Below are 24,409 nucleotides of genomic sequence, written 5' to 3'. Positions count from 1 at the left end.
AACCAGACTGTTGGGAACGGAAACGCACGCCTCGGGCGCGGTCCGCGGAAGTCTTAAGCGGTTTCGGCCCTGGCGCGCTTCTCTAAAGTACGAACGGGAGCCATTTGTCGCGCGGACAAATGGGCTCCCGCGAAGAACCCGGGTTAAGACCCTAGTTCTTGATGTTGGAAAGTCGAAGCTGACGGGCGCGGGTCAGGATGGCGTTCTCGATGTCGGTCGCCGTCTGGTCTGTGGCCGCCGTGTCCGTCCAGCCGCCGCCGGCGTCCTTGACCTGCTTGAAGATCGTGACGTTCAGTCCGTCGGCGCGCAGGCGGGTGTCCAGGATGTAGACGGTCGCCTTGAAGCGCTCGTCCGGCTTTTCCGGATTGGTGTACCAGTCGGTGACGATCACGCCGCCGTAGGGGTCGGCCGAGGCCAGGGGCATGAAGGCCAGGGTGTCGAGGCTGGCGCGCCACAGGAAGCCGTTGACGCCGATCGCGCCGGCCTGGGGCGCCGACTTGCCGCCGCCGCGCCCCTTGAACAGGTTGAAACCCGGTTCGTTGTCCTGGGTGGTGAACTGGCCGCCGCCCTTGTTGCCGCCACAGGCCGACACACCGGTCAGAACGGTCAGCGCCAGAACGCCAGCGGCGACGCCGCGCAACACCGACCCACGCTCAAACGCCATAGTACCTCGCTCCAATGTCTCGCCGACGCGTTCGCGCATCCTTGACGCGCATCTGTGGCGCGCCCCCGCAGCCGGAAGCCGGTCTATAGCATGGCCGCGCTGCGTCAAAACAGGAATCGCGTGGCAGGACCGCCACAGGCGCCGCTTGAATCGACTCCTGCGACGTCTTGCGTAATCCAAGCGCGGTTGACCGCGTTGTATCGAAACCTTTAATCGATATTGAGGGACCCCGCTCCTATATAGGGTTTGACTCTATCGAGGTTCGGGTTGGGGATTGGGTTCGAGTAACATGTTCGCCGCACGGTATGTCATGGCAGGGGCCGCCACGCTGATCCTCCTGGGATCGGCCTCGGGCGTCTATGCCCAGAGCAAGCCGCGTACGACCACGCCTGACTTCGCCGTCAAGAGCGACTTCAGCAACCCTGCCCCGATCGCGCCGTTCAATCCGCAGCAAGGCCCGAAGAAGTCCCTGAAGTGGGACGACAAGAAGGGCAAGTGGGGCCTCAAGCTCGATCTCGACCAGCCCGTGGGCCGCGAGATGGAGGCGCGAGACGTCCAGGCCGGCGCCTATTACAGCGTCACCCCGTCGATCCGCGTCGGCGGCGCGGTGGCCCTGGGCGAGCAGAACCCCGCCCTGGCCGCCCGCAAGAACGAGATCCAGGAACCCGCCCCGCGGGTGAAGCTGGAAACCGCGTTCAAGTTCTAGGCCGCGCTCAGCGCCTCCACCGCGGCGATCCCGACAATCCCTATGTCCAGCAGCCCGGCGACGGTGCCCGCCCGCACGCCGCCCAGCGCATAAACTGGCCCCTCCACGGTTTCCACGATCCATTTCAGACCCTCCAGACCCAGCGGCGCGCCCGCCGAGGAGCTGCGGCTGGGAAAGATCGGCGAGACGATCACGGCGTCCGCGCCAGCAGCCGCGCCGGTGCGGGCCGCGTCGAGGCCGTGAGCGGCGACCGTGATCAGCCAGTCCGGATGGGACTCGCGCAGATCGGGCAGGGCCGAGGCCAGCCGCTCGGGCAGGTGAAGACCGTCGGCCTCCACCGCCAGGGCCAGGACCGGGTCGGCGCCGACCAGCAGCGGCAAACCCCTGCGCCGGGTGATCTCGCGCAGTCGACGACCCTGGATGGCGGCGTCCGGCGCCCCGAACGCCCGGAACACCACGGCCGCGCCGGCGGGAAGGCGCTCGGCGGCCCGTTCGGGATCGGGCGTCCGCGCGGGATCGGTGAAGAACAGCAGGTTCGGCAGCGGCTTTCCGCGCACCAGCCATGGGCGAAGGCGCGCCGCCGTTCTAGACAGGGCGTCCATCTCGTCGATCGCGTGTTCGAAACCCATGCTCCCGGAAGTCCTCTCCGCCTACGCCTCTATCCAGCGCCGCATCCAGGCCGCCGCCCTGGCCGCCGGCCGGCCGGCCGACGCGGTCGCCCTGGTGGCGGTGTCCAAGCTGCAGCCCTGGGACCATATCGCGCCTGTTCTCGACGCGGGCCAGCGGGTGTTTGGCGAAAATCGCGTTCAGGAAGCCTTGGGCCGCTGGAGCGAACGCCGGTCCGAAGTCGAACTGCGTTTGATCGGCCCCTTGCAGAGCAACAAGGCCCGCGACGCAGTAGCGTTCTTCGACGTGATCGAAAGCCTGGACCGCGAAAAGCTGGCCCGGGCGCTGGCCGACGAAATCCAGGCCCAGGGCCGGGCGCCGCGTCTGTTCGTCCAGGTCAACACCGGCCAGGAGCCGCAGAAGGCCGGGATAGGACCGGATCAGGCCGACGGCTTCATCGCCCTGTGCCGCAGCCTGGACTTGCCCGTGGAGGGGCTGATGTGCATTCCCCCGGCCGAAGGCGACCCCGCCCCGCATTTCCGGCTGCTGGCCGAGATCGCGGCCCGCAACGGGCTTTCCAGGCTGTCCATGGGCATGAGCGACGACTTCGAGACCGCCATCGCCTGCGGCGCCACCTCGGTGCGGGTGGGGTCGGCCTTGTTCGGAAGCCGGGCCTAATCCTCGGCGATCTCGACCGCGTCGCCGGGCCGGGCCGCCGCCAGCAGGGCCTCGACGTCCGCCCGGGCCAGGGCCACGCAGCCCTCCGTGCCCGGATAGCCGTCACGCGCCAGATGCAGGAAGATCGCCGAGCCCAGGCCCGCGACCGGCGGGTCGTCGTTGTGGCCCAGCACCAGCACCAGGTCGTAGACAGGGTCGTCGCGCCACAGCCGTTCGGCGCTGGCGGGGTAGGGCAGCTTGACGGGGCGGTTGTAGGCCGGGTCGCCCGGCGCGTCGCACCAGCCGTCATCCGGCGCGACCGGCCTGGCGTCCAGCGCGGTGGCTGGGCCGTCCGGATAGACGTCGGGTCGGTAGAGCACGAGACGGATTGGCCAGACGCCCGCCGGACTGCGGTTGTCGCCCTCGCGCTTGTCGGTGGCGGCGACGACGCCGGCCTTGCCCAAGGCGGCGCGCGCGGAGCCCCCGTCCCAGTCGATCCGGCCGTCCCAGGGGCTGGATCCGTCGGGGCGGGCGCGAAAGATCGTCAAGACGGGGTCTCCAGGGACGTTGCGGCGCGGCGAGCGAGAACCGCCCTTGGCGCCGGGGGCCGCAGCGGTGCATGTTCGCGGCTATGGCGCAACGCAAAACCCTTCTCCTGGTCGACGACGACGATGATCTGCGCGGGGCTCTGGCCGAGCAGCTCGCCCTCCACGAGGAGTTCGCGGTCGCCGAGGCGCCCACGGCCGGCGAAGGCGTGCGGATGGCCCGGGACCTCAAGCCAGACCTGGTCCTGCTGGACGTCGACCTGCCCGACATGGACGGCCGCGAGGCCTGTCGCCTGATGCGCAAGAACGGCGTCACCGCGCCGGTGATCATGCTGACGGCGGCGGCCAGCGACAGCGACACCATCCTGGGCCTGGAGTCGGGCGCCAACGACTATGTGACCAAGCCCTTCCGCTTCGGCGTGCTGCTGGCCCGCATCCGCGCCCAGCTTCGCAGCTACGAGGCGTCGGAAGACGCCCTGTTCCGGATCGGACCCTATGAGTTCCGGCCATCGGCCAAGCTGCTGATCGACGAGAAGCAGAAGAAGGTCCGGCTGACCGAGAAGGAAACCAACATCCTGAAGTACCTCTATCGCGCCGGCTCCAAGCCGGTGTCGCGCGAGGAGCTGCTGACCGAGGTCTGGGGCTACAACGCCGGCGTCACCACCCACACGCTGGAGACCCACGTCTACCGCCTGCGCCAGAAAATCGAGCCGGATCCGGCCGTGGCGCGGATTCTGATCACGGAGATGGGCGGCTACCGATTGCAGCCCTGATGAGCAAGGTTGGGGACAGGCGCATGCGCCTGTCCCCAGACCCAGCCAAAGAAAAAGCCCCGGCCGCTCGAAACGGCCGGGGCTTTTCAATTCAGCGCTCTGGCTCTGGCCGTGATCAGGCGTTGCCGACCACCACGCCCTCGGCCTGGGCCTTGCGGGCGGCGTAGACGCCGGCGAAGTCGATCGGGTCGATCAGGAACGGCGGGAAGCCGCCTTCGGTGGTGACGTCCGAGATCAGGCGGCGGGCGTAGGGGAACAGGAAGCGCGGGCACTCGATCAGCAGCACCGGCTCCAGCTGGTCTTCCGGCACGCCGGCGATGTGGAACAGGCCGCCGTACATCACCTCGACGTGGAACACCGGCTGCTCGTCGCGCGTCGCGCGGGCCGACAGCTTCAGATCCACCTCGAACAGGCCGTCCGGACGACCGCGGGCGTTCATCTCGACGCCCATGTCGATGGCCGGCGGCGCGCCGCCGGCGCGCAGGGAGTCGGGGGCATGCGGGCTCTCGAACGAGAAGTCGCGCACGAACTGGGCGATGATGCGGATGCCGGTTTCGCCGGGCGCGCCGTCTTCGGAAGCGGCGGGCGGAGCGGCGGTGGTGTCGGTCATGAGCGATAAATCCGTATTCGGCGTCGAAATGGGCCGCTAGGAGAGAGCCGGGCTGCTAACACGGGGGCGGCTGGCGCGCAACGCCAGGCGCCTGACGCGCGAGCCCGTTATGGCCTATATAGGTACGGACCGGGGGCCTAGGCCGAATGAGCGGAAGATATCGTGTTTGAATGGATTATCCTGGCGGCCCTGGCCGCGGTCGTCCTCTACCAGCTCTACGCCACCCTTGGGCGCCGGGTTGGACGCCAGCCCGAAGACGCGCCGGCGGTGGTTCCCGCCAACGCGCCGCAGCGTGACCTGAAGGCTCCCGAAGCGCCGCCGGAAGCCCTGTCGGGCATCGCCGCCCTGCGGGCGCGCCAGACCGACTTCGACGTCGGCCATTTCCTCGGCGGCGCGCGCCAGGCCTATGAGATGATCGTCAAGGCCTTCGCCGCGGGCGACCGCGAAACGCTGCGGCCGCTGCTGTCGGCGGAGGTCATGACCAATTTCGAGACCGCCATCGCCGCCCGCGAGGCCCAGAACCGCACCGAGACGGCCGAATTCCTGGTCACGCCGCGCACCGACCTGGACTCCGTGACTGTCGAGGGCGACGCCGCCAAGGCGGTGGTCCGCATCCTGGCCGAGATCCGCACCCGCTCGACCAGCGCCGAGGGCGAAGCGGTCGACGATCGCCGCACCGCCGACCTGTGGACCTTCCAGCGCGATCTGAAGAGCCGCAACCCGAACTGGACCCTGGTCCGCGTCGACGTCGCGGAGGCGTGATGCCGCGTCAGGTCCTGGTCGTCGCCTTCGCCTTGCTGGCGCTGGCGGCCTGTACGACCGCGCCGGTCCGGCCGGCGGGTCCCGTCACGCCGGGGACGACCCCGCCGCTGGTCACGCACACCGCTCCTGCGACGCCCGTGTCGTTCAGCGATCTGGCCGGCTGGGCGCAGGAAGACCATCTGGGCGCCCTGGACGCCTTCCGCCAGGGCTGCGGCGCGGCCAAGGATCCGGCCCTGGCCGAGGTTTGCCGCAAGGCCCGGGCCGAGCCGGCCTGGAACGACGATGACGCCCGCCGCTTCCTGGAAGCCAATTTCCGTCCCGAGGCCATCCCCGGCCAAGGCCTGCTGACCGCCTATTTCGCGCCGGAATACGAGGCGCGCATGTCGCGTTCGGCCGAGTTCAGCGCCCCGATGCGCGGCAAGCCGGCCGACCTGGTCACCCTGGACCTGGCCCAGTTCGATCCGGGCCTCGTCGGCAAGAAGGTGGCCGGCGAGATCGAGGGCGGCCAGGTGCTGCCCTATCCCGACCGGGCGGCCATCGAGGCCATGCCGGAGTCCCGTCCCCTGGCCTGGATGCGGCCGGAGGACCTGTTCTTCCTGCAGATCCAGGGCTCGGGCGTGCTGGTCCTGCCCGACGGCCGGCGGGTGCGCGCGGCGTTCGCGGCCCATAACGGCCGGCCGTTCGTCGGCATCGCCACGCCCATGCGCGACCGCGGCCTGCTGCCCGACGACAACACGTCCGGCGACGCGATCCGCGCCTGGCTGGCCGACCATCGCGGACCCGAGGCCGACGCGATCATGCGGCTGAACCCGCGCTACGTGTTCTTCCAGACCCTGCCGGACGACGGCAAGCAGGCGGTGGGCGCGGCGGGCGTGCCGCTGCCGCCCGGCCGCGCGATCGCCGTGGATCCCGGCAAGCACGCGATGGGCGAGCTGTTCTGGCTGGACGCCAGTGCGCCGAAACTGGCGGGCGCCTTCCCGACCTATCGCCGCTTGGCGGTGGCCCTGGACGTCGGCGGCGCGATCAAGGGCGACGTGCGGGCCGATCTCTACACCGGCACGGGCCCGGCGGCCGGGGCGGAAGCCGGCCGCGTGCGCCACGACCTGCGGCTCTATCGCCTGGTTCCCCGAGTTCGATCAGGGGGGGGCTAAGGCGGTGAAGCGCCCCCCGCGCCACGACGAAATGCGCCTGTGGGGCATGGTCACGGCCACGGTCAAGGCCAAGCCGACCCGCAAGGCGGCGGGCTGGACGCCCAAGGCCGAGAAGTCGCTGGTCCAACCGACCAGCCTGCAGCCGATCGCTCCGCTGCTGGTCGATCCCACGACCACCAAGCCGGTGGAGACAAAGCGCGCGCCGGGTCCGCTGGAGGGCATCGAGCCCAACCGCCGCCGCAAGATCGTCCGCGAGCAGGCGCCGCTGGACGCCCGCCTCGACCTGCATGGCCTGGACCAGGACCGCGCCCGGCCGGTGCTGGAGGCCTTCCTGCGCCGCGCATGGGAGGACGGCCACCGCGCGGCCCTGGTGGTCACCGGCAAGGGCAAGCTGGGGGTCGGCGTCCTGCGGGCGCGCACACCCGAATGGCTGGCCGACCCGGCCCTGCGCGACATCGTCGCCGGGGTGTCGCCGGCCGACAAGCGCCATGGCGGCGACGGGGCGCTGTACGTGGCCCTGAAGCGGCGACCGCCGAAGATCTGACCCGGCATCGCCGCGGGTTCGCCAAAATCTCGGCGTCAAGCTTCACCGGTTCCGGAGAGGCGACATGGACATCGAAATCGGCGCCGAGGCCAAGGACAAGCGCCTCAACCGGCAGGTGGCGATCACGGTGGTCGTCCTGTCGATCTTCATGGGCCTGTGCGGCGTCAAGGACGGCAACATCGTCCAGGCCATGCAGCAGGCCCAGTCGGACGGCGTCGACGCCTGGAACGAGTACCAGGCCACCAAGACCAAGCTGCACATCGATGAAACGGCCGTGACCCAGGCGCGGCTGCTGGCGCTGTCGGGCGGCGAGGCGACGCGCGCCGCCGCGACCGTCGAAGCCGCCCGGCTGGAGGCCGAGATCGGCAAGTACAGGGCCGAGATCCCGTCGCTCAAGGCCAGGGCCGAGGGCTATGCCGGCCAGTACGACGCGCTGAACGTCCATGACGACCAGTTCGACGCCTCCGACGCCCTGATCTCCATCGCCGTCTCGATCGCGGCGGTGGCGGCGCTGGTCGAGACGCCGGCGGCGCTGTGGGCGTCCTGGGCGTTCGGCGCGCTGGGCGTGGTGATGGGCCTGGCCGGCTTCCTGGGCTGGAGCCTGCACTCGGCCTGGCTCGGCAAGCTGCTGGGCTAGAGCAAATCGCGCGACATAGGAATCGCACGACTTGCTCTAGATTTTTGTTTTCGCATCGCTTTTGCGGAAAACCGGCATCCACTTTTCCGCGCGATGCTCTAGGACTTCCGCGAAGCCTTCTCGGCGAGGCCTGACGTGCCTTCGCGGGCCGCCAGCTTCTCGGCCACCGCATCCAGAGACACGCCCGAGGCGGCCATCAGGGCCAGCCAGTGGTACAGCAGGTCGGCGCTCTCGGCCGCCAGGGCGTCCGGTCCCCCTCGCTCAGAATTCAAGGCCACGGCGGCGATCACCGTCTCGACGGCTTCCTCGCCCAGCTTCTTGGCGGCCAGGGTCGGGTCGTTCAGCAGTTTGGCGGTGTAGGAGGTCGCCGGGTCGCCGCCCTTGCGGGTCTCGATCGTCGTCGCCAGGCGCTCCAGGACCTCGAACAGCGTGCGCGTTTGAGCGTCCATCAGGCGGCCCCCCTCAGGTCGTCCAGGCGCACGGGAATGCCGGCCTGGGCCATGGCCCGCTTGGCCTCGCCGACGCTGATCTCGCCGAAGTGGAAGATCGAGGCGGCCAGCACGGCGGCGGCGTGGCCGTCGCGGGCGGCTTCCACTAGGTGGTCGGTGTTGCCGGCTCCGCCCGAGGCGATCACCGGTACGGTCACCGCGCCGGTCACGGCCTTCAGCAGCGGGATATCGTAGCCGATCTTGGCCCCGTCGCGGTCCATCGAGGTCAGCAGGATCTCGCCCGCCCCGCGCTCGACGACCTTGGCGGCCCAGTCGACCACGTCGATGCCGGTGTCCTTGCGGCCGCCATAGGTCCAGACATTCCAGCCCGAGCCGTCCGCGCGGGCCTTGGCGTCGATGGCCACCACCACGCACTGAGCGCCGAAGGCGTCGGCCCCGGCCGCGACCAGGTCGGGATTCTCGACGGCGGCGGTGTTGACCGAGACCTTGTCGGCGCCGGCCAGCAGCAGGCGGCGCATGTCCGACACCTGGCGTACGCCGCCCCCGACCGACACCGGCATGAAGCAGACTTCGGCCGTGCGGGCGATCACGTCGAGGATCAGGCCGCGGCCTTCGCTGGAGGCGGTGATGTCCAGGAACATCAGCTCGTCGGCTCCGGCCGCGTCATAGGCGCGGGCTTGCTCCACCGGGTCGCCGGCGTCGCGCAGGGCCACGAAATTGACCCCCTTGACCACCCGGCCGTCCTTGACGTCCAGGCAAGGAATGATCCGGGTCTTCAGCATCAGGCGGCCGCTATGGTCAGGGCTTCGGCCGGCTTGATCGTGCCGGCGTAGAGCGAGCGGCCCAGGATGGCGCCGGCGATCTCGACGCCCGGACGGGCCTTCAGCCGCTCGATGTCGGCCACCGAGGCGACGCCGCCCGAGGCGATGACCGGGATCGAGACGGCGTCGGCCAGTTCGCCCACGCCCTCGACATTGACGCCGGTCAGGGCGCCGTCGCGGCTGATGTCGGTGACGATCAGCGCGGCCACGCCCACATCCTCGAAGCGCTTGCCCAGGGTGATGGCGTCCAGGTCCGACAGGCCCGTCCAGCCGTCGACCGCCACCTTGCCGTCGCGCACGTCGACGGCCACGGCGATCTGTTCGGGCCACAGGCGGGCGGCCTTGCGGACCAGGTCGGGGTCGTGGACCGCGACCGTGCCCAGGATCACGCGGGAGACGCCGGCCTCGATCCAGGCCTCGACGCCCGCCAGGGTGCGGATGCCGCCGCCCAGCTGCACTGGGATCGAGATGGCTTCCAGGATCGACTGCACGGCGGCGGTGTTGACCGACTTGCCCTCGATGGCGCCGTTCAAGTCGACCACATGCAGCCACGAGAAGCCGTCCTTGACGAACCGCTCGGCCTGGTCGGCGGGGCTGGTGTTGAACACCGTGGCCTTGTCCATGTCGCCGTGCAGCAAGCGCACGCACTGGCCGTCCTTCAGGTCGATGGCGGGATAGAGGATCATGGGCGCCATTCCAGGAAGTTGGCGAGCAGGGCGAGCCCCGCGGCTTGGGATTTTTCGGGGTGGAACTGTACGCCCGCGACATTGCCCTTGGCCACAGCGGCCGTGAACGGGCCGCCGTGATCGGTCGTGGCCAGCACGTCGGCCGGATCGGCCGGGGTCAGGGCGAAGGAGTTGGCGTAGTACATGTGGGCGCCGGTCTCGACGCCCCTGAACAGGGCGTGGTCGCGGGCGAAGGCGATCGCGTTCCAGCCCATGTGCGGAATGGTCAGGGCCGGATCGTTCGGCGTCAGCTTCTTCACCTGGCCCTGGATCCAGTCGAGGCCCGGCGTGACGCCGAACTCCAGGCCCTCGGTGGCCAGCAGCTGGTGGCCGACGCAGATGCCCAGAAACGGCGCGCCCCGGCCGTGAACGGCCTGGTTCATGGCCTCGTAGACGCCCGAGGCGTCCAGACCCGCGCGGCATGAGGCGAAGGCCCCGACGCCGGGCAGCACGACCCGGTCGGCGGCGGCCACGATCCCGGCCTCGGCGGTGACCACGATGTCGGCGTCGACGCCGTGGCGGCGGGCCGCCTCGCGCAGGGCCTTCTCGGCCGAGCGCAGGTTGCCCGACCCGTAATCGATCAGGGCGACGGTCTGCATGAAATCAGTTTCCTACAGCACGCCCTTGGTGGAAGGGGCATGGCCGCCGGTCTTGGGGTCGATCTCGACCGCCTGACGCAGCGCCCGGGCCAGGGCCTTGAACCCGCTCTCGGCGACGTGGTGGGTGTTGTCGCCGTAGAGGGTCTCCAGGTGCACGCACGCCCCGCAGTTCATGGCGAACGCGTGGTGGAACTCCTTGAACAGCTCGGTGTCCATCTCGCCGACCTTGGGCCGCTTGAAGTCGACCTTCCAGATCAGGTAGGGCCGGTTGGACAGGTCGATGGCGCAGCGCGTCAGGGTCTCGTCCATCGGGATATAGGCGTGGCCGAACCGACGGATCCCCTTGAAGCCGTCCAGCGCCTTGTGGATCGCCTGGCCCAGCACGATGCCGGTGTCCTCGACCGTGTGGTGCATGTCGATGTGCAGGTCGCCCTTGGTTTCGACCTTCAGGTCGAAGCCGCCATGGCGCGCGAAGCTCTCCAGCATGTGGTCGTAGAACCCGATGCCGGTGGAGATCGTCGAGGCGCCGGTCCCGTCGAGATCGATCCAGACCCGGATCTGGGTCTCCTTCGTCTCGCGGACCACTTCAGCGGTGCGGGCCATGGGCTTCCTTAGAGTCCGTTCTTCACGGCCAGCTCGCGCAGGGAAACCTGCGGACGCGGACCGTAGTGGTCGATCACCTCGGCGGCGGCCAGGCTGCCCAGCTGGCCGCAGACCGGCAGCGGGCGGCCTTGGCTGAGGCCGTAGAGGAAACCTGCGGCGTATTGGTCGCCAGCGCCGGTCGTGTCCACGACTTTTTCCACCGGATAGGCCGAGATTTCGTGCAAGGCTCCTCCGGAGGCGACGATCGAGCCTTTTTCGCCGCGGGTGATCGCGGCGATCTCGACGCGCTCGGCCAGGGCCTTGACGGCGGCGTCGAAGTCGGTGGTCTCGAACAGCGAGCAGATCTCGTCCTCGTTGGCGAAGACCACGTCGCACTGGGTCTCGATGAAACCCAGCAGGGCGCCGCGGTGGCGGTCGACCATGAAACTGTCGCTCAGCGTCATCGAGATCTTGCGGCCCGCGCCGTGGCTGAGCGCGGCGGCCTTGGCGAAGGCGCGGCGCGCTTCGGGCGGGTCGAACAGATAGCCTTCCAGATAGGAGTATTGGGCGGCCTCGATGATCGCCGGATCGACATCGGCCGGGTTCAGCTCGACGCAGGCGCCCAGATAGGTCGACATGGTGCGCTGGGCGTCGGCGGTGACGTTGATCAGGCTCTGGGCCGTGGCTGGGCCTTCGGCCAGGGGCGGCGTGGTGAAGTCGCAGCCGATGGCCTTCATGTCGTGGCGGAACACATTGCCCAGCTGGTCGTCGGCGACCTTGCCGATGAAGGCGACCTTGCCGCCGAAGCTGGCGACGCCGGCGGCGGTGTTGGCGGCCGAACCACCCGAGGCCTCGATGCCGGCGGCCATCACTTCGTACAGGCTGGCGGCGCGGGCTGGGTCGATCAGGGCCATCGAGCCCTTCACCAGGCCCTCCCGCTCCAGGAAGGCGTCGTCGCACTGGGCGATGACATCGACGATGGCGTTGCCGATGGCGGCGACGTCGTAGAGAGCGGTCATGAAAGGTCTTTTCCGGATAGCGTGACGCGCGCGGAGTAGCGGATCGGGGGCCGCAAGGCAACGCGAGCCTTGCTCCCGGGGTCGCGGCGTTCTACCGCCAGGGGCATGACCCTAGCCTTGACCGACGTCCTGATCCTGACCCCCGCGCCGGATGAGCCGCGCTTCGCCGGTAGCTGGTCGCCGTTGTTCGAGCGTCTGGCCGCGCCGCTACGCGCCCGGGGCCTGAGCGTGCAGGCCGCCAGCTGGGTCGACGCCGACACAAACGACGCCCGCCTGGTGCTGCCGCTGCTCAGCTGGGGCTACCACCTGCGGGCCGGCGAATGGTTCGCCCGGCTGAACGCCCTGGAAGCGGCCGGCGCGCGCCTGGCCAATCCGGCCCCGGTGCTGCGCTGGAACACCACCAAGACCTATCTCGCCGACCTGGCGTCCAGGGGCGCGCCGGTGGTGCCCACCCACGCGGTCGACCGGCTGACGATGGAGGCGCTGGACCACGCTCGCGACGCGTTCGGCGTCGACGTGCTGGTGACCAAGCCGCAGATCTCCGGCGGCTCGCAGGACACGGTGAAGCTGCGCCACGCCGACGGTCTGGCCGGCTGCACGGCGGGCCCGGCCTTGATCCAGCCGTTCCTGCCGGCTGTCGGCGAGGAGGGCGAGCTGTCGCTGTTCTATTTCGACGGCGTGTTCAGCCACGCGGTGACCAAGGTGGCGGTGGCCGGCGATTTCCGCGTTCAGCCGCAGTTCGGCGGCCAGGTCAGCGGCGTCGCGCCCGAGCCGGAGGCGCTGCACGCCGCGGAGATGGTCCTGGCGGCGGCCGGCGCGCCCCTGACCTACGCCCGGGTCGACCTGATCCGCGGGCTGGACGGGACGCCGCAGCTGATGGAGCTGGAGGTCATCGAACCGGACCTGTTCCTGGAGCACGCCCACGACGACGGGGCGGCGTTCGCGACGGCGGTCATGGGCGCGCTGTAGCTCGCTCGCTTGCCCGCACCTGACCGCTACGCGGTCTGTCCGCCCCCGGAGGGGGCGGAGCCTCAAGTGCTAGCGTTCTTCCCCCTCCGGGTGAAGACGGCCGAAGGCCAGTAGGGGGCAAATGGTTGGCCGCCTAAGCCCCCAGAAACAGCTCCCGGGACGGACACAGGTCCGCGATCCGGCAGATCTCGCACTTGGGCTTTCGGGCCACGCACACATAGCGTCCGTGCAGGATCAGCCAGTGGTGGGCGCGGGTCTTGAAGCGGTCGGGAACCACCCGCATCAGGTCGTCCTCGACCGCGTCGGGTGTCTTGCCGGCTGACAGCTTCAGGCGGTGGGAGACGCGGAACACATGGGTGTCCACCGCGATGGCCGGTTCGATGTCCAGCTCGTTCAGCACCACGCTGGCGGTCTTGCGGCCCACGCCAGGCAGGCTTTCCAGCGCCGCGCGGTTCAGGGGCACCTTGCCGCCGTACTGCTCGACCAGGATGCGGGCGGCGGCGATCACGTTCTTGGCCTTGGTCCGATAGAGGCCGATCGAGGCGATATAGGGGACCAATCCCTCTTCCCCCAGTTCCAGCATCTTGGCGGCGCTGTCGACCTTGGCGAACAGCGGGCCGGTGGCCTTGTTGACCTGGATGTCGGTGGCCTGGGCCGACAGGGCCACGGCGGTGACCAGGGTGTAGGGATTGGAGTAGTGCAGTTCGGTCTTCGGGTGGTCCTCCAGGCTCTCGAACCGCGAGAACAGCACCTCGACCCGTTCGCGCTCGGCGGGCGAGACACGTTTGGCGGCGGGACGTTTCCTGGTCAGGGGCTTGCGAGCGGGGGAGGCCATGGGCGGCGACCATGCCGTGATGCGCCGGGTTCGCCAAGCCGGGGTCTCGCCAGGCCCCTCCGCCAGGCCTAAACCAGCGTCATGGCCCTGCCGCTCTACATGGACGCCGTGATCAAGCCCAACCGGTCGATGAGCCGGCGCGGGCTGCATGTCGTGTTGGGCGTGATGATCGCCTTCAACCTGATGGTCGCGGTGTTCCTGCTGGTGCTGGGCGCGCCGCCGGTCTTGCCGTTCCTGGGGCTGGACGTCCTGGCGGTATGGCTGGCCCTGCGCGCCAGCTTCCGGGCCGCCGAGCGGGCCGAACGGATCCGGGTCACGGCCGAGGCGGTGACGGTGAGCCGCGAGGACGAAAAGGGCGCCCGGGTGGTCTGGACCTCGCCGACCGCCTTTACCCGGGTGGGCGTCGACCAGCCGGGCGAGCACGAGACGCGGGTGCGGCTGATGATGTCGCGCAAGCGCCTGACCCTGGGCCGGGCGTTGAGCCCGCCCGAGCGCGTCGACTTCGCCCGGGCGCTGGAGCGGGCGATCTTGGAGGCTCGGTCCGAACGGTATGGCTGAGCGGCCGTCCTGATCCTTCGACAAGCTCAGGATGAGGACGACTGATGCGGCGGTTCAGTAGAACCTCATCCTGAGCCTGTCGAAGGACGAGGTTCGTACCCGAGAGCCGCAAGAACCGGGCGGACGAGCGTCGGCTGCCGCATTATCTTCTCCCCATGGCTCTGGATATCTCCCCCTCGCAAGCCTTCGCCCACCTGACCGAGCGGTCGGCCGACTACGACCGCATGGCCAAGGCCCTGGCCTGGCTGGCCGACCGCTGGCAGGAGCGGCCGTCGCTGGACGAGGCCGCCCAGGCCGTCGGCCTGTCGCCGTTCCACTTCCAGCGGGTGTTCAGCCGCTGGGCCGGGGTCAGTCCCAAGACCTTCGTCGCCGCCATCGCCCACGCCGAGGCCCGGCGATCGCTGGAGGAGGGGGCCAGCGTGCTCGACGCGGCCTATGACGCCGGCCTGTCGGGTCCCTCGCGCCTGCACGACCTGTTCATCGCCCAGGAGGCGGTCACCCCCGGCGACGTGCGCCGGCGCGGGGAGGGGATCAGCCTGGCCTGGGGCTGGGCGCCCACGCCGTACGGCAGGGGCCTGTTCGTCATGGCCCCGCGCGGCCTGGCGGGCCTGGCCTTCTCCGACGGCGACGACGAGGCGACGTTCGACGACATGTACCGGCGCTTTCCGGCCGCCGACTGGCGCCGCGACGACGAGGCGGCGGTCCGCACCGCCATCCACGCCTTCGCCGGCGGCGAGCAACCCCTGCCGGTGGTGCTGATCGGCTCGCCGTTCAACGTCCAGGTCTGGAAGGCCCTGCTGCGTATCCCGCCGGGCCGGACCAGCACCTATGGCGAGATCGCCGCCTGGGCCGGCAGTCCGCGCGCCTACCAGGCGACCGGCGGGGCGATCGGGGCCAATCCGATCTCGCTGCTGATCCCCTGCCACCGCGCCATCGCCAAGGACGGTCGGCTAACCGGCTACCACTGGGGCCTGGGGCGCAAGGCGGCGATGCTGGGCCTGGAGGCGGTGCAGGCCGGCGCCCGGCTTCCGGGCGGGAACGTCAGCGTCTAGTCTCGGACAGTGGCCGGTTTGGCCGTCGTCTCGGGGAACATGAGCATGACCGCCTCGATCAAGGCTTCGGCCAAGGCCTATGAGGCGTGGCTGGCCACGGCCCTGGGCGGCGACCTGGTCGAGGCCGACCTGTCCGAGAAGCATAAGAAGATGCGGGACGGCCCGTTCCCGTTCCTGCGGGCGACCTATTGGCGCTGGGCCGAGACCGTCCTGGAGGCCTGTCCCGACCTGGCCTCGGCGCCGTCGGTCCTGTCGATCGGCGACACCCATGTCGAGAACTTCGGTTGCTGGCGCGACGCCGAGGGGCGGCTGGTGTGGGGCGTCAACGACTTCGACGAGGCGGCCGTCATGCCCTGGCCGCTGGACCTGGTGCGCCTGGCCGCCAGCGCCCTGCTGGCCAACAAGGACGAGGCGGCCGGCGCACGGGAGATCTGCGACGCGGTCCTCAAGGGCTACGCCGCCGGCCTGGCCGCGCCGCAGCCGTTCATCCTGGAGCGCGACCACAAGTGGCTGCGCAAGGCGGTGGTGCTGCCCGAGTCCGACCGCGCCGCCTATTGGGCCAGGTTCGCCGCGCCGCCATCGCGGCCGATCCCGCCGCGTTATCGCTCGGCCTTGGCTGCGGCCTTGCCAGATCCCGCCGCGGCTTTCGAGACCTTCCCGCGCACGGCCGGGGTCGGCAGCCTGGGCCGGCCGCGGTTCGTGGCCCGGGCTGATTGGCGAGGCGGGCCGGTGCTGCGCGAGGTCAAGGCGGTGGTCGTCCCGGCCTGGACGCTGCGCCATGGGGGCGATCCGTCGATCCGGGCAGGCGAGGTCGCCGGAGGTCGGCTCCGGGCCGTCGATCCGCACTACCGCGTCGCCGACGGCCTGGTCGTCCGCCGCCTGTCGCCCAACAGCCGCAAGATCGAGGCGAAGGACTCGATCGACGACCTGCTGTCGCCGGACATGCTGGTCGCGATGGGCCGGGAGATCGCCAACTGCCATGCAGGGGACGCTGATCGCGCGCCGGCCCTGTCGGCGCATCTGCGGAGCCTGCCACCCGACTGGCTGCGCGACCATGCCAAGGCGATGGCGCGCCAGGTCGAGGCGGATCAGGCGGCCTTCGATTAGAGCGGATCGGCGTCCGTGCGTGGTCCAGATCCTTCGACAAGCTCAGGATGAGGACCATTGCGCAGGCTTGGGCGACAGAAAACCTCATCCTGAGCTTGTCGAAGGACGAGGTTTTCGGCTCGCAGACGGGGCTCGGCCCTACAGGATGAACCGGCTCAGGTCGGCGTTGCCCGCCAGGGCGCCGATCCTGTCGTTCACATAGGCGGCGTCGACCGTCACGGTCTCGCCGGAACGGTCGGCGGCCGTGAAGCTGATGTCCTCGACCACCTTTTCCAGGATGGTCTGCAGGCGGCGGGCGCCGATGTTCTCGACCGAGGCGTTGACCGCCACGGCGGCGTCGGCGACGGCGTCGATGGCCTCGTCGCTGAACGCCAGGGTCACCCCTTCCGTCAGCATCAGGGCCTGGTGCTGGCGGATCAGGTTGGCTTCCGGCTCGGTCAGGATGCGGCGCAGGTCGTCGCGGCTGAGGCCCTTCAGCTCCACGCGGATCGGCAGACGACCCTGCAGCTCGGGCAGTAGGTCCGACGGCTTGGCTACGTGGAAGGCGCCCGAGGCGATGAACAGGATATGGTCGGTCTTCACGGGGCCGTACTTGGTCGAGACCGTCGTGCCCTCGATCAGGGGCAGCAGGTCGCGCTGCACCCCCTCGCGGCTGACGTCGGCCCCGCCGCGCTGGCTGGAGGAGGCGACCTTGTCGATCTCGTCCAGGAAGACGATGCCGTGGTTCTCGGCCAGCTCCAGCGCCTCCTGGGTCAGGGCCTCCTGGTCCAGCAGCTTGTCGCTTTCCTCGGCGATCAGCGGGGCCCAGGCGCCCGTGACGGTGGTCTTGTGGGTCTTGGTGCGGCCGCCGCCGAACGACTTCATCATCTCCGACAGGTTCAGCACCGACGCGCCCGGCTGGCCGGGGATCTCGAACAGGCCGCCGCCGCCGGTGTCGGCCAGCTGCAGCTCGACCTCCTTGTCGTCCAGCTCGCCGGCCCGCAGCTTCTTGCGGAAGCTGTCGCGGGCGGCGGTCGAGCCGGGACCGGTCAGGGCGTCGAGGATGCGCTCCTCGGCGGCCGCCTCGGCCTTGGCCTTGACCCCGGCCCGGCGCTTGTCGCGGACCATGGCCAGGGCGCTTTCCACCAGGTCGCGGACGATCTGGTCGACGTCGCGGCCGACATAGCCGACCTCGGTGAACTTGGTGGCCTCGACCTTCAGGAACGGGGCTTGGGCCAGCTTGGCCAGCCGGCGGGCGATCTCGGTCTTGCCGACGCCGGTAGGGCCGATCAGCAGGATGTTCTTGGGCGTGACCTCGTCGCGCAGGTCGGCCGGCACCCGGCGACGACGCCAGCGATTGCGCAGGGCCACGGCGACGGCCTTCTTGGCCTCGGTATGGCCGACGATGTAGCGGTCCAGTTCGGAGACGATTTCGCGGGGGGAGAATTCGGTCATGTGTCCGTGTTCAAGGTCTCGAAGATCAGGCGCCACCCTTCGGGGCGCCTTTGCCAGACATGCATATAGTGCGTGTTGATGGGGGTGTCAGACGGATCGGTCCAGCGGGCCGTTCCGTGGGTCCAGACGAAGTCGCCGCCCGCCGAGGCGCCGCCGCCCCGCAGGGTCAACGCCATGCGCCCGGGACGCGCATCGACGCGCTCGGCCAGGGCGTCGGGGGCGAGGCTCTCGGTCCCCTCGGGCCCTGTCAGCCAGGCGTCGGCGGCCAGGGTTGCGCGGTAGGCGCCGGGCGCATTGTCTTCGGCGGCCTTGGCCAGCGCCGTCTCGGCTTGGCGAATGGCTTCGAAGGCGTCCGCCGGCGACTTAGCGCCCGTCTTGGCGACCGGGCCCCGCAGGGCCGGGGTGTCCTGGCCCGGCGCCTTGCCCGCGTCAGCCTCCGCGCCGCCGTCGTAGATCCACTTCCACTGGCCGTCCGGACCCTTGCGCCAGATCGTGGCGTAGTAGCCGCCGCGCTTGCCGTTGATCGCGGAGGGGCCGACCGACAGGCCCAGGTCGCCGGACCGGGCGATCACCACCTTCTGCGGCCACCATTCCAGACGGACGGCCTTGCTGGACGGCCGGCTTTCGTACAGCGCCTTGGCGCTGACCGGGCCGGGCCGGAAGACGATGGCGTCGTCGGCCATGTGCTTGAGGAACGAGTCCCGGACCCCCAGGGCCAGGCCGTCGGCGGCGAAGGCCCGTTCGGCGGTCTCGATCTCGGCCGGCGAGGGCGTCGCGGCCAGGGCTGGCGCGGCGGCCAGCAGGGCGCAGGCGATCAGAGCGGTCTTGAGCATGGCGAAGCCTCCCGCGCCGAGCTAAGCGCCGCGCGAAGGTCTTGGCTCGTGAATTCCGCGTAACGCCACGAAATCAGAGGGTTTCGACCGTCAGATTGCCATTGGTGTAGACGCAGATCTCGGCGGCGATGGCCATCGAACGTCTGGCGATCTCTTCGGCGCTCAGGTCCTGGTCGATCAGGGCCTTGGCCGCCGCCAGGGCGTAGTTGCCGCCCGAGCCGATGGCCGCCACCGAGCCGCCGCCCTGGCTCTCGCCCGGCTCCAGCACGTCGCCGACGCCGGTGACCGTGTAGATCGAGGCCGCGTCGGCCACCAGCAGCATGGCCTCCAGCCGGCGCAGGTAGCGGTCGGTGCGCCAGTCCTTGGCCAGGTCGACGCAGGCCCGGGCCAGTTGGTCAGGATACTGCTCGAGCTTGGCTTCCAGCCGCTCGATCAGGGTGAAGGCGTCGGCCGTGGCCCCGGCGAAGCCGGCCACCACCTTGCCGCCGGCCAGGCGACGCACCTTGCGGGCGTTGCCCTTGACGACGGTTGGGCCCATGGAGACCTGTCCGTCGCCGGCGATCACGGTCGATCCGTTCTTGCGCACCGCCAGAATGGTCGTGCCGTGCCAGTCGGGGAAGGAGTTGCTGTTTTGCATGGCTTCGCATGTGGCGAGGCTTGGCGTGGAGATCAAGCGCGATGAGCTTTTCGGAGGCCGAGGTCGAACGCTACGCCCGCCATCTGGTGCTGCGCGAGATCGGCGGGCCGGGTCAGCAGAAGCTGAAGGCGGCGCGCGTCCTGGTGGTCGGGGCAGGGGGGCTGGGCGCGCCGGCCGCCCTCTACCTCGCCGCCGCCGGGGTCGGGACCCTGGGCCTGGTCGACGCCGACACGGTGTCGCTGTCCAACCTGCAGCGCCAGGTGCTGTTTTCCACCGCCGACGCGGGCCGGCCCAAGGTCGAGGCCGCCGCTGAGCATCTGGCCGCCCTGAACCCGCACCTGACCGTCGAGACCCATCCGGTATGGCTGGGTAAGGACAACGCCCGCGAGGTGATTTCGCGGTATGACTTGGTGCTGGACGGCACGGACGACTTCGCCACCCGCTTCGCCGTCAGCGACGCCTGCCTGGCCGAGGGCAAGACCCTGGTCAGCGGCGCCCTGGGCCGCTGGACAGGCCAGGTGGGGGTGTTCCAGGGAAAGCCCTGCTACCGCTGCCTGGTGCCCGAGATCCCGCCCGACGCCGAGACCTGCGCGATGGTCGGCGTGGTCGGCGCCCTGGCCGGGGTGATCGGTTCGATGATGGCGCTGGAGGCGGTCAAGGTCATCACCGGCGCGGGCCAGAGCCTGGCGGGCCGCCTGCTGATCTACGACGCCCTGGCGGCGGAGACGCGGACGGTGCGGATCAGCGCCGACCCGGCGTGCCCGACTTGCGGCGGCAAGGTCTAGGCCTTGAACGCTTTGCCGATGTGATCCACGGATCGTTCGTACACGACCCGCCAGTTGTCTGGCCGCAGGTCACGGTGGCCGACGCCTTTCATCTCGATCAGTTCGACGGGTTTTCCGGCGTCGCGCAGAGCCTTGGCCATGATCTGCGACTGCCTCGGAGCCACGATCGTGTCATTGAGACCGTGGATCAGGAGCACCGGCGCGGTGATCTTGTCGGCGTGGAGGGCGGGCGAGGCGGCCTCCATCATCGCCCGGTCCGTGTCCGGATCGCCGATCGAGCCCAGCCAGTAGAGGTAGGAAGAGGAGTCCTTCCCGTCCTCCGACTTGGCGAAGGCGATCGACTCAAGCAGGTCGGCGTCGCCAGCGATTGACACCACCGCTTTGTAGAGGCCGGGGTTGCGCACGGCGCCCATCAGGGCCGCATAGCCGCCGTAGCTGCCGCCGCAGATTGCGATCTTGGTCTTGTCGACCCGCCCGGTCGCCAGGACCTGGGCGAGGGCGTCCTCGACATCTTCCTGCATGCGGTCGCCCCAGTGTTTCTTGCCGGCGTTGGCGAAGGCCCTGCCGTATCCGCTGGAACCGCGGAAATTTGGTTGCAGCACCATCCAGCCCTGGGCGGCCAGGACCTGGGCGAAGTTGTCGAAATCGATCTGGTCGCGCGACTCCGGGCCGCCGTGCGGCATGACCACCAGCGGGCGTGGGCCGGAAGCCAGGGGCACGGTCAGGTAGGCGGTCAGGATGGCGCCGTCCCGCGTCTTGATCGACAGGGTCTCGACGGGCGCCAGGCGCTGACGGGTCAACCAGGGCCGGCACTGGCCGATACCGCCGAAACGCTTGGCTGCGCTGTCATAGTAGTAGAAAGCGCCCGATTCCTGGGGCCCGGTGACTCGAGTCAGATAGCGATTGGCGTCGCGACTGACGTCGACGATGTCGATGTTGCACGCGTCGTTCAGATACTTGTTCAGTCCCCGGAAGTGGGCGGTCATCTTGGGATCGATGAACTGATAGGCCGTGCGGTCGTCGACGTAGCGGCTGCCCAGCACACGCCCGTCTGGGGCGACGACGACATCCTCGATGTCGCGACCAGGACGGCTGGCCACCACGTCGCCCAAGGCCATGGTCCGCAGGTCGAACTTGCGGACCGCCAGAACGTCCTGACCCTCAAGATAGGCGTAGACCAGCATGACGCCCGGCTCTTCGGCGGGGCCTAGCAGCCAGAATTCCTGCTTGGTCCAATCGTCGCGCCGCAGCTTGCGGAAGAAGGTCCAGTCGGTGCTGCCGGGCGCGCGAAGATAGAGGGTGGTGACCGTGCCGCGAGGGTTGGTGTCGTAACGGACCACCGGCACGCCGTTCTGGGTCTGCCACTTCCAGGTCTTGGCCGTGCCGCGCTCGACGATCTCGGCTGCGCCGGTATCGACATCGACCTTGCACAGGATCGCCACGCTGGTGGTCGGTTGCCAGGCGTGCATCAGGATGTGACGCGGGTCGTCGGGCAGGGTGTCGACCACGATGCTCAGGTCGTAGATGTAGTCCGCGTCGAAAAGGCCGTCCTTGAACAGCATGACGCCGCGCCGCCCATCGGTGTCGATCGCGAAGATCCGTCGCACGGAGATCTTGTTCGAATCCGGCTTGGGCGGCAGCAGCGTCCCCGTCGCCGCATCCCGGCGCTTGGGCGCGAGATCGTAGCGGATCCGGATCAGCAGGCGCTGGTCGTTGGCCCAAGCGACCGTTTCGACATCCAATTCGCCGATCTGGATGACCGACGTCTTTTCGGGATTGTCGGCATCCATGATCGTGACGGAGGCGATCGTCTTCTGGCCTTCGGTGCGGGCCGAGAGGATGGCGATCTGTTTGCCGTCCGGCGAAAGGGCGACGTCGCGATCGATCGCCGGCCTGAGGAAGTCATCGATGGTCGGCGGCGAGGCCGGAGCGTCCGCTTCGGCGGCGTGCGACCAGACCGCTTGCAGGAACAACGGAGACGCCAGGGCGCCCGCCATGGCTCGACGACGCGAAATCATACTTTAGGCTTCCTGACACAACCTCTGCGTAGTCAGCGCATCGGGAAGTCAAGGTCAAGCTTGTGTCGCCTACAGCATCGACGGGATCACCCGATCCGGCGGCCTGTGTCCGTCCATGAAGGTCTTCACGTTGACGATGACCTTCTCGCCCATGTCGATGCGGCCCTCGACGGTGGCCGAGCCCATGTGCGGCAGGAGCACGACGTTGGGCAGCTTCAGGAGCTTGGGGTTGATCGCCGGCTCGTGCTCGTAGACGTCCAGTCCCGCCCCGGCGATCTCGCCGCGGGCCAGCATGTTGGCCAGGGCGCCTTCGTCGATCACCTCGCCGCGGGCGGTGTTGACGATGATGGCCTGGGGCCGCAGCAGCTTGAGCCGGCGGGCCGACAGTAGGTGGTAGGTGGCCGGGGTGTGCGGGCAGTTGACCGAGATGAAGTCCATGCGGGCCAGCATCTGGTCCAGGCTTTCCCAGTAGGTGGCCCCGACCTCCTCGGCGATGCGCGGGCCGACGGGCTTGCGGTTGTGATAGTGCACCTGCATGCCGAAGGCCTTGGCGCGGCGGGCCACGGCCTGGCCGATGCGGCCCATGCCGATGATCCCCAGGCGCTTGCCCCACAGCCGCCGGCCCAGCATCCAGGTCGGGGACCAGCCATGGAAGCCGCCGGCCTTGACCACCTCGGCGCCTTCCACCACCCGGCGCGAGGCGGCCATGATCAGGGTCATGGTCAGGTCGGCGGTGTCCTCGGTCAGCACGCCGGGGGTGTTGGTGACGATGATGCCGCGGGCGTTGGCGGTGGCGACGTCGATATTGTCGACGCCAGCCCCGAAATTGGCGATCAGCTTGAGCCGGTCGCCGGATCGCGACAGAAGGCGGCCGTCGATGCGGTCGGTGATGGTGGGCACCAGCACGTCGGCCTGGTTCATGGCCTCGACCAGTTCATCGGCCGTCAAGGGTTTGTCGGTGACGTTCAGCTGGGTGTCGAACAGCTCGCACATCCGCGTCTCCACCGGGTCGGGGAGTTTGCGAGTGACGATCACTTTGAGCTTGCGAGCTGACATGAGCGGTTCGAAAAGCCTTCCCCAATTGGGTGTTTCCCAGGCGGGTGTTCGAAATCTGTAGCAAAGGGGCCCCATCGGGCCAAGCAACATGCCGAGGAATCGCAAACATCGTTCGCTCGGCGCCCTGGCCCTGGTCGCGCTCGGCTCGGCCAGCCTGGGCGGCGGGGCCTGGGCCCAGACCCCGAAGGTCACGCCGTCGGGCATGGAGGTGCCGCGTTACGTGTCGCTGAAGTACGGCGAGGTGAACGCCCGCGTCGGGCCCGACGAGGCGCACCGCCTGCTGTGGATCTACAAGGTCAAGGGCCTGCCGGTGCAGGTGGTGGCCGAAACCCGCGAGTGGCGCAGGATCTGCGATCCGGAAGGCAACCTGGCCTGGGTGCACAAGCGCACCACCGACGGGCGGCGCACCGCCATGCGGGTGCAGGCCACGCCTTTGCCGCTGCGAGCCCAGCCCAAGGCGAACGCCCGGGTCGAGGCCTATCTGGCGGGACGCTCGACGGCCAATCTCGACCGTTGTGAAAAGGGCTGGTGCAAGCTGAAGGCGGGCGGCGAGTCGGGCTGGGCTCCCCAGGCCGAGATCTGGGGGGCCGCCCCCCAGGTCCAGTGCAAGGAATAGGGGTGTTTTCGCATCGCCGGAGCGCCGGGCGTTCACGGGCGTTACTGAAAGTAACATTGAGGCGCGGCCCGCCGCCGTGCTAGGGCGAGGCCATGCAACAAAGTTCCTATACCTTCGACGAGCTCCTGGCCTGTGGCCGCGGCGAGATGTTCGGCCCCGGCAACGCCCAGCTGCCCGTGCCGCCGATGCTGATGTTCGACCGCATCGTCCGCATCGAGTCTGAGGGCGGCAAGTATGGCAAGGGCTATGTCGAGGCCGAGTTCGACATCAATCCCGACCTCTGGTTCTTCGCCTGCCACTTCATCGGCGACCCGGTCATGCCCGGCTGCCTGGGCCTGGACGCCATGTGGCAGCTGGTCGGCTTCTTCCTGGGCTGGTCGGGCGCCCCCGGCCGCGGCCGCGCCCTGGGCGTGGGCGAGGTGAAGTTCACCGGCCAGGTCACGCCGGACGTGAAACGGGTCACCTACAAGATCGATCTCAAGCGCGTGATCATGCGCAAGCTGGTCATGGGCATCGCCGATGGCGTGGTGGAGGCCGACGGAAAGCCCATCTACGAAGCCAAGGACCTGAAGGTCGGTCTGTTCACCGCGGACCAAATGGCGTCTTGATCCACCTGTAGGGCGGCCGTCCAGAGCCGCCCCGTCTGGACCATGGGGAAG

At 69.4% G+C, this 24,409-nt stretch carries 30 protein-coding genes; 14 read left to right on the top strand and 16 right to left on the bottom strand.

Annotated features, from left to right (window positions below):
* Window positions 1–151: 151 nt before the first annotated feature.
* Window positions 152–679: a DUF3576 domain-containing protein gene (locus EV278_RS15280; RefSeq protein WP_132093213.1), complete on the bottom strand. Its 528-nt coding sequence runs from the start codon at window positions 677–679 to the stop codon at window positions 152–154.
* A 274-nt stretch (window positions 680–953) separates the two neighbouring features.
* On the opposite strand from EV278_RS15280, the gene EV278_RS15275 reads away from it, so the two are divergent.
* Window positions 954–1,370, top strand: a complete 417-nt coding sequence (locus EV278_RS15275; protein WP_132093109.1) for an NtrZ family periplasmic regulatory protein — start codon at window positions 954–956, stop codon at window positions 1,368–1,370.
* Here EV278_RS15275 and EV278_RS15270 read toward each other — a convergent pair.
* The gene (locus tag EV278_RS15270) at window positions 1,367–1,999 is read right to left on the bottom strand and encodes a thiamine phosphate synthase (RefSeq protein WP_132093106.1); all 633 of its coding nucleotides are present in this window, start codon (window positions 1,997–1,999) and stop codon (window positions 1,367–1,369) included. The two genes, EV278_RS15275 and EV278_RS15270, sit on opposite strands and share 4 nt — an antisense overlap.
* Between EV278_RS15270 and EV278_RS15265 the strand changes: the two genes are divergently transcribed.
* Window positions 1,998–2,654 carry a YggS family pyridoxal phosphate-dependent enzyme gene (locus EV278_RS15265; RefSeq protein ID WP_132093103.1) on the top strand — a complete coding sequence of 219 codons (657 nt, stop codon included), beginning with the start codon at window positions 1,998–2,000 and terminating at the stop codon, window positions 2,652–2,654. The genes EV278_RS15270 and EV278_RS15265 overlap by 2 nt on opposite strands.
* Here EV278_RS15265 and EV278_RS15260 read toward each other — a convergent pair.
* Complete coding sequence (locus tag EV278_RS15260; protein ID WP_132093210.1) at window positions 2,651–3,130, bottom strand: L,D-transpeptidase family protein; 480 nt, start codon at window positions 3,128–3,130, stop codon at window positions 2,651–2,653. The two genes, EV278_RS15265 and EV278_RS15260, sit on opposite strands and share 4 nt — an antisense overlap.
* A 134-nt stretch (window positions 3,131–3,264) precedes the next feature.
* Here EV278_RS15260 and EV278_RS15255 point away from each other — a divergent pair, with 134 nt between their 5' ends.
* Complete coding sequence (locus tag EV278_RS15255; RefSeq protein WP_165916658.1) at window positions 3,265–3,951, top strand: response regulator transcription factor; 687 nt, start codon at window positions 3,265–3,267, stop codon at window positions 3,949–3,951.
* 115 nt (window positions 3,952–4,066) lie between these two features.
* Here the strand turns inward: EV278_RS15255 and secB are convergent, their stop codons facing one another.
* A complete protein-coding gene (secB, locus tag EV278_RS15250; protein ID WP_132093100.1) occupies window positions 4,067–4,561 on the bottom strand; it encodes a protein-export chaperone SecB in 495 nt (164 codons plus the stop codon).
* 162 nt (window positions 4,562–4,723) lie between these two features.
* Between secB and timA the strand changes: the two genes are divergently transcribed.
* From timA to EV278_RS15230, 4 genes are all read left to right on the top strand, one after another.
* Window positions 4,724–5,323 carry a TIM44-related membrane protein TimA gene (timA, locus tag EV278_RS15245; protein WP_132093097.1) on the top strand — a complete coding sequence of 200 codons (600 nt, stop codon included), beginning with the start codon at window positions 4,724–4,726 and terminating at the stop codon, window positions 5,321–5,323.
* Complete coding sequence (locus tag EV278_RS15240; protein ID WP_132093094.1) at window positions 5,323–6,474, top strand: MltA domain-containing protein; 1,152 nt, start codon at window positions 5,323–5,325, stop codon at window positions 6,472–6,474. Before timA ends, EV278_RS15240 begins: the two co-directional genes overlap by 1 nt.
* Before the next feature lie 4 nt (window positions 6,475–6,478).
* Window positions 6,479–7,018, top strand: a complete 540-nt coding sequence (locus tag EV278_RS15235) for a Smr/MutS family protein (protein WP_132093091.1) — start codon at window positions 6,479–6,481, stop codon at window positions 7,016–7,018.
* A gap of 64 nt (window positions 7,019–7,082) precedes the next feature.
* Window positions 7,083–7,655, top strand: a complete 573-nt coding sequence (locus EV278_RS15230; RefSeq protein WP_132093088.1) for a DUF4337 domain-containing protein — start codon at window positions 7,083–7,085, stop codon at window positions 7,653–7,655.
* 98 nt (window positions 7,656–7,753) lie between these two features.
* On the opposite strand, the gene EV278_RS15225 is transcribed toward EV278_RS15230, so the two are convergent.
* From EV278_RS15225 to EV278_RS15200, 6 genes are read right to left on the bottom strand one after another with little or no spacing between them, the layout of a single operon-like run.
* Window positions 7,754–8,104 (bottom strand): phosphoribosyl-ATP diphosphatase, encoded by a 351-nt coding sequence (locus tag EV278_RS15225; protein ID WP_132093085.1) that lies wholly within the window; start codon window positions 8,102–8,104, stop codon window positions 7,754–7,756.
* Window positions 8,104–8,886: an imidazole glycerol phosphate synthase subunit HisF gene (hisF, locus tag EV278_RS15220; RefSeq protein WP_132093082.1), complete on the bottom strand. Its 783-nt coding sequence runs from the start codon at window positions 8,884–8,886 to the stop codon at window positions 8,104–8,106. Before hisF ends, EV278_RS15225 begins: the two co-directional genes overlap by 1 nt.
* The gene (gene hisA / locus EV278_RS15215) at window positions 8,886–9,620 is read right to left on the bottom strand and encodes a 1-(5-phosphoribosyl)-5-[(5-phosphoribosylamino)methylideneamino]imidazole-4-carboxamide isomerase (RefSeq protein WP_165916657.1); all 735 of its coding nucleotides are present in this window, start codon (window positions 9,618–9,620) and stop codon (window positions 8,886–8,888) included. Before hisA ends, hisF begins: the two co-directional genes overlap by 1 nt.
* A complete protein-coding gene (hisH, locus tag EV278_RS15210; RefSeq protein WP_132093076.1) occupies window positions 9,608–10,249 on the bottom strand; it encodes an imidazole glycerol phosphate synthase subunit HisH in 642 nt (213 codons plus the stop codon). Before hisH ends, hisA begins: the two co-directional genes overlap by 13 nt.
* 12 nt (window positions 10,250–10,261) lie before the next feature.
* Window positions 10,262–10,852 (bottom strand): imidazoleglycerol-phosphate dehydratase HisB, encoded by a 591-nt coding sequence (gene hisB, locus EV278_RS15205; protein ID WP_019848747.1) that lies wholly within the window; start codon window positions 10,850–10,852, stop codon window positions 10,262–10,264.
* An 8-nt stretch (window positions 10,853–10,860) separates the two neighbouring features.
* Window positions 10,861–11,850 carry an adenosine kinase gene (locus tag EV278_RS15200; RefSeq protein ID WP_132093073.1) on the bottom strand — a complete coding sequence of 330 codons (990 nt, stop codon included), beginning with the start codon at window positions 11,848–11,850 and terminating at the stop codon, window positions 10,861–10,863.
* Between the two features lie 117 nt (window positions 11,851–11,967).
* On the opposite strand from EV278_RS15200, the gene EV278_RS15195 reads away from it, so the two are divergent.
* The gene (locus EV278_RS15195) at window positions 11,968–12,819 is read left to right on the top strand and encodes a transporter (protein ID WP_132093070.1); all 852 of its coding nucleotides are present in this window, start codon (window positions 11,968–11,970) and stop codon (window positions 12,817–12,819) included.
* A gap of 133 nt (window positions 12,820–12,952) precedes the next feature.
* Here EV278_RS15195 and nth read toward each other — a convergent pair whose 3' ends face one another.
* A complete protein-coding gene (nth, locus tag EV278_RS15190) occupies window positions 12,953–13,654 on the bottom strand; it encodes an endonuclease III (protein WP_132093067.1) in 702 nt (233 codons plus the stop codon).
* A gap of 81 nt (window positions 13,655–13,735) precedes the next feature.
* Here nth and EV278_RS15185 point away from each other — a divergent pair, with 81 nt between their 5' ends.
* From EV278_RS15185 to EV278_RS15175, 3 genes are all read left to right on the top strand, one after another.
* On the top strand, window positions 13,736–14,212 hold the full coding sequence (locus tag EV278_RS15185) for a DUF2244 domain-containing protein (protein ID WP_132093064.1): 477 nt from the start codon (window positions 13,736–13,738) through the stop codon (window positions 14,210–14,212).
* Window positions 14,213–14,367: 155 nt separating this feature from the next.
* Entirely contained in the window at window positions 14,368–15,264 is an 897-nt protein-coding gene (locus tag EV278_RS15180; protein ID WP_132093061.1) for a methylated-DNA--[protein]-cysteine S-methyltransferase, read from the top strand.
* Between the two features lie 45 nt (window positions 15,265–15,309).
* On the top strand, window positions 15,310–16,371 hold the full coding sequence (locus EV278_RS15175) for a DUF2252 family protein (RefSeq protein WP_132093059.1): 1,062 nt from the start codon (window positions 15,310–15,312) through the stop codon (window positions 16,369–16,371).
* Between the two features lie 138 nt (window positions 16,372–16,509).
* Here the strand turns inward: EV278_RS15175 and hslU are convergent, their stop codons facing one another.
* The 3 genes from hslU to hslV all read right to left on the bottom strand — a co-directional run bounded on the left by hslU (window position 16,510) and on the right by hslV (window position 19,275).
* Window positions 16,510–17,805: an ATP-dependent protease ATPase subunit HslU gene (gene hslU, locus EV278_RS15170; protein ID WP_132093056.1), complete on the bottom strand. Its 1,296-nt coding sequence runs from the start codon at window positions 17,803–17,805 to the stop codon at window positions 16,510–16,512.
* Window positions 17,802–18,638 (bottom strand): nuclear transport factor 2 family protein, encoded by an 837-nt coding sequence (locus tag EV278_RS15165; protein ID WP_132093053.1) that lies wholly within the window; start codon window positions 18,636–18,638, stop codon window positions 17,802–17,804. Before EV278_RS15165 ends, hslU begins: the two co-directional genes overlap by 4 nt.
* Before the next feature lie 73 nt (window positions 18,639–18,711).
* Window positions 18,712–19,275 carry an ATP-dependent protease subunit HslV gene (hslV, locus tag EV278_RS15160; RefSeq protein WP_132093051.1) on the bottom strand — a complete coding sequence of 188 codons (564 nt, stop codon included), beginning with the start codon at window positions 19,273–19,275 and terminating at the stop codon, window positions 18,712–18,714.
* Between the two features lie 41 nt (window positions 19,276–19,316).
* On the opposite strand from hslV, the gene moeB reads away from it, so the two are divergent.
* A complete protein-coding gene (gene moeB, locus EV278_RS15155) occupies window positions 19,317–20,060 on the top strand; it encodes a molybdopterin-synthase adenylyltransferase MoeB (RefSeq protein WP_165916656.1) in 744 nt (247 codons plus the stop codon).
* Here moeB and EV278_RS15150 read toward each other — a convergent pair.
* Together EV278_RS15150 and EV278_RS15145 are read right to left on the bottom strand one after the other, a co-directional pair.
* Window positions 20,057–22,078, bottom strand: coding sequence for a S9 family peptidase (locus tag EV278_RS15150; protein WP_132093045.1), 2,022 nt, complete (start codon window positions 22,076–22,078; stop codon window positions 20,057–20,059). The genes moeB and EV278_RS15150 overlap by 4 nt on opposite strands.
* Window positions 22,079–22,147: 69 nt before the next feature.
* Window positions 22,148–23,134: a D-glycerate dehydrogenase gene (locus tag EV278_RS15145; RefSeq protein WP_132093042.1), complete on the bottom strand. Its 987-nt coding sequence runs from the start codon at window positions 23,132–23,134 to the stop codon at window positions 22,148–22,150.
* Between the two features lie 88 nt (window positions 23,135–23,222).
* On the opposite strand from EV278_RS15145, the gene EV278_RS15140 reads away from it, so the two are divergent.
* On the top strand, window positions 23,223–23,750 hold the full coding sequence (locus EV278_RS15140) for an SH3 domain-containing protein (RefSeq protein ID WP_132093039.1): 528 nt from the start codon (window positions 23,223–23,225) through the stop codon (window positions 23,748–23,750).
* Between the two features lie 92 nt (window positions 23,751–23,842).
* Window positions 23,843–24,358 (top strand): 3-hydroxyacyl-[acyl-carrier-protein] dehydratase FabA, encoded by a 516-nt coding sequence (gene fabA / locus EV278_RS15135; protein ID WP_019848734.1) that lies wholly within the window; start codon window positions 23,843–23,845, stop codon window positions 24,356–24,358.
* Window positions 24,359–24,409 lie beyond the last annotated feature (51 nt).

The sequence above is a fragment of the Caulobacter sp. BK020 genome, from assembly GCF_004342605.1.
In the GTDB taxonomy this organism is placed as follows: Bacteria; Pseudomonadota; Alphaproteobacteria; order Caulobacterales; family Caulobacteraceae; genus Caulobacter.
The sequence above is the reverse complement of the archived record's forward strand: the minus strand, read 5'-3'. Positions and strand labels throughout refer to the sequence as shown.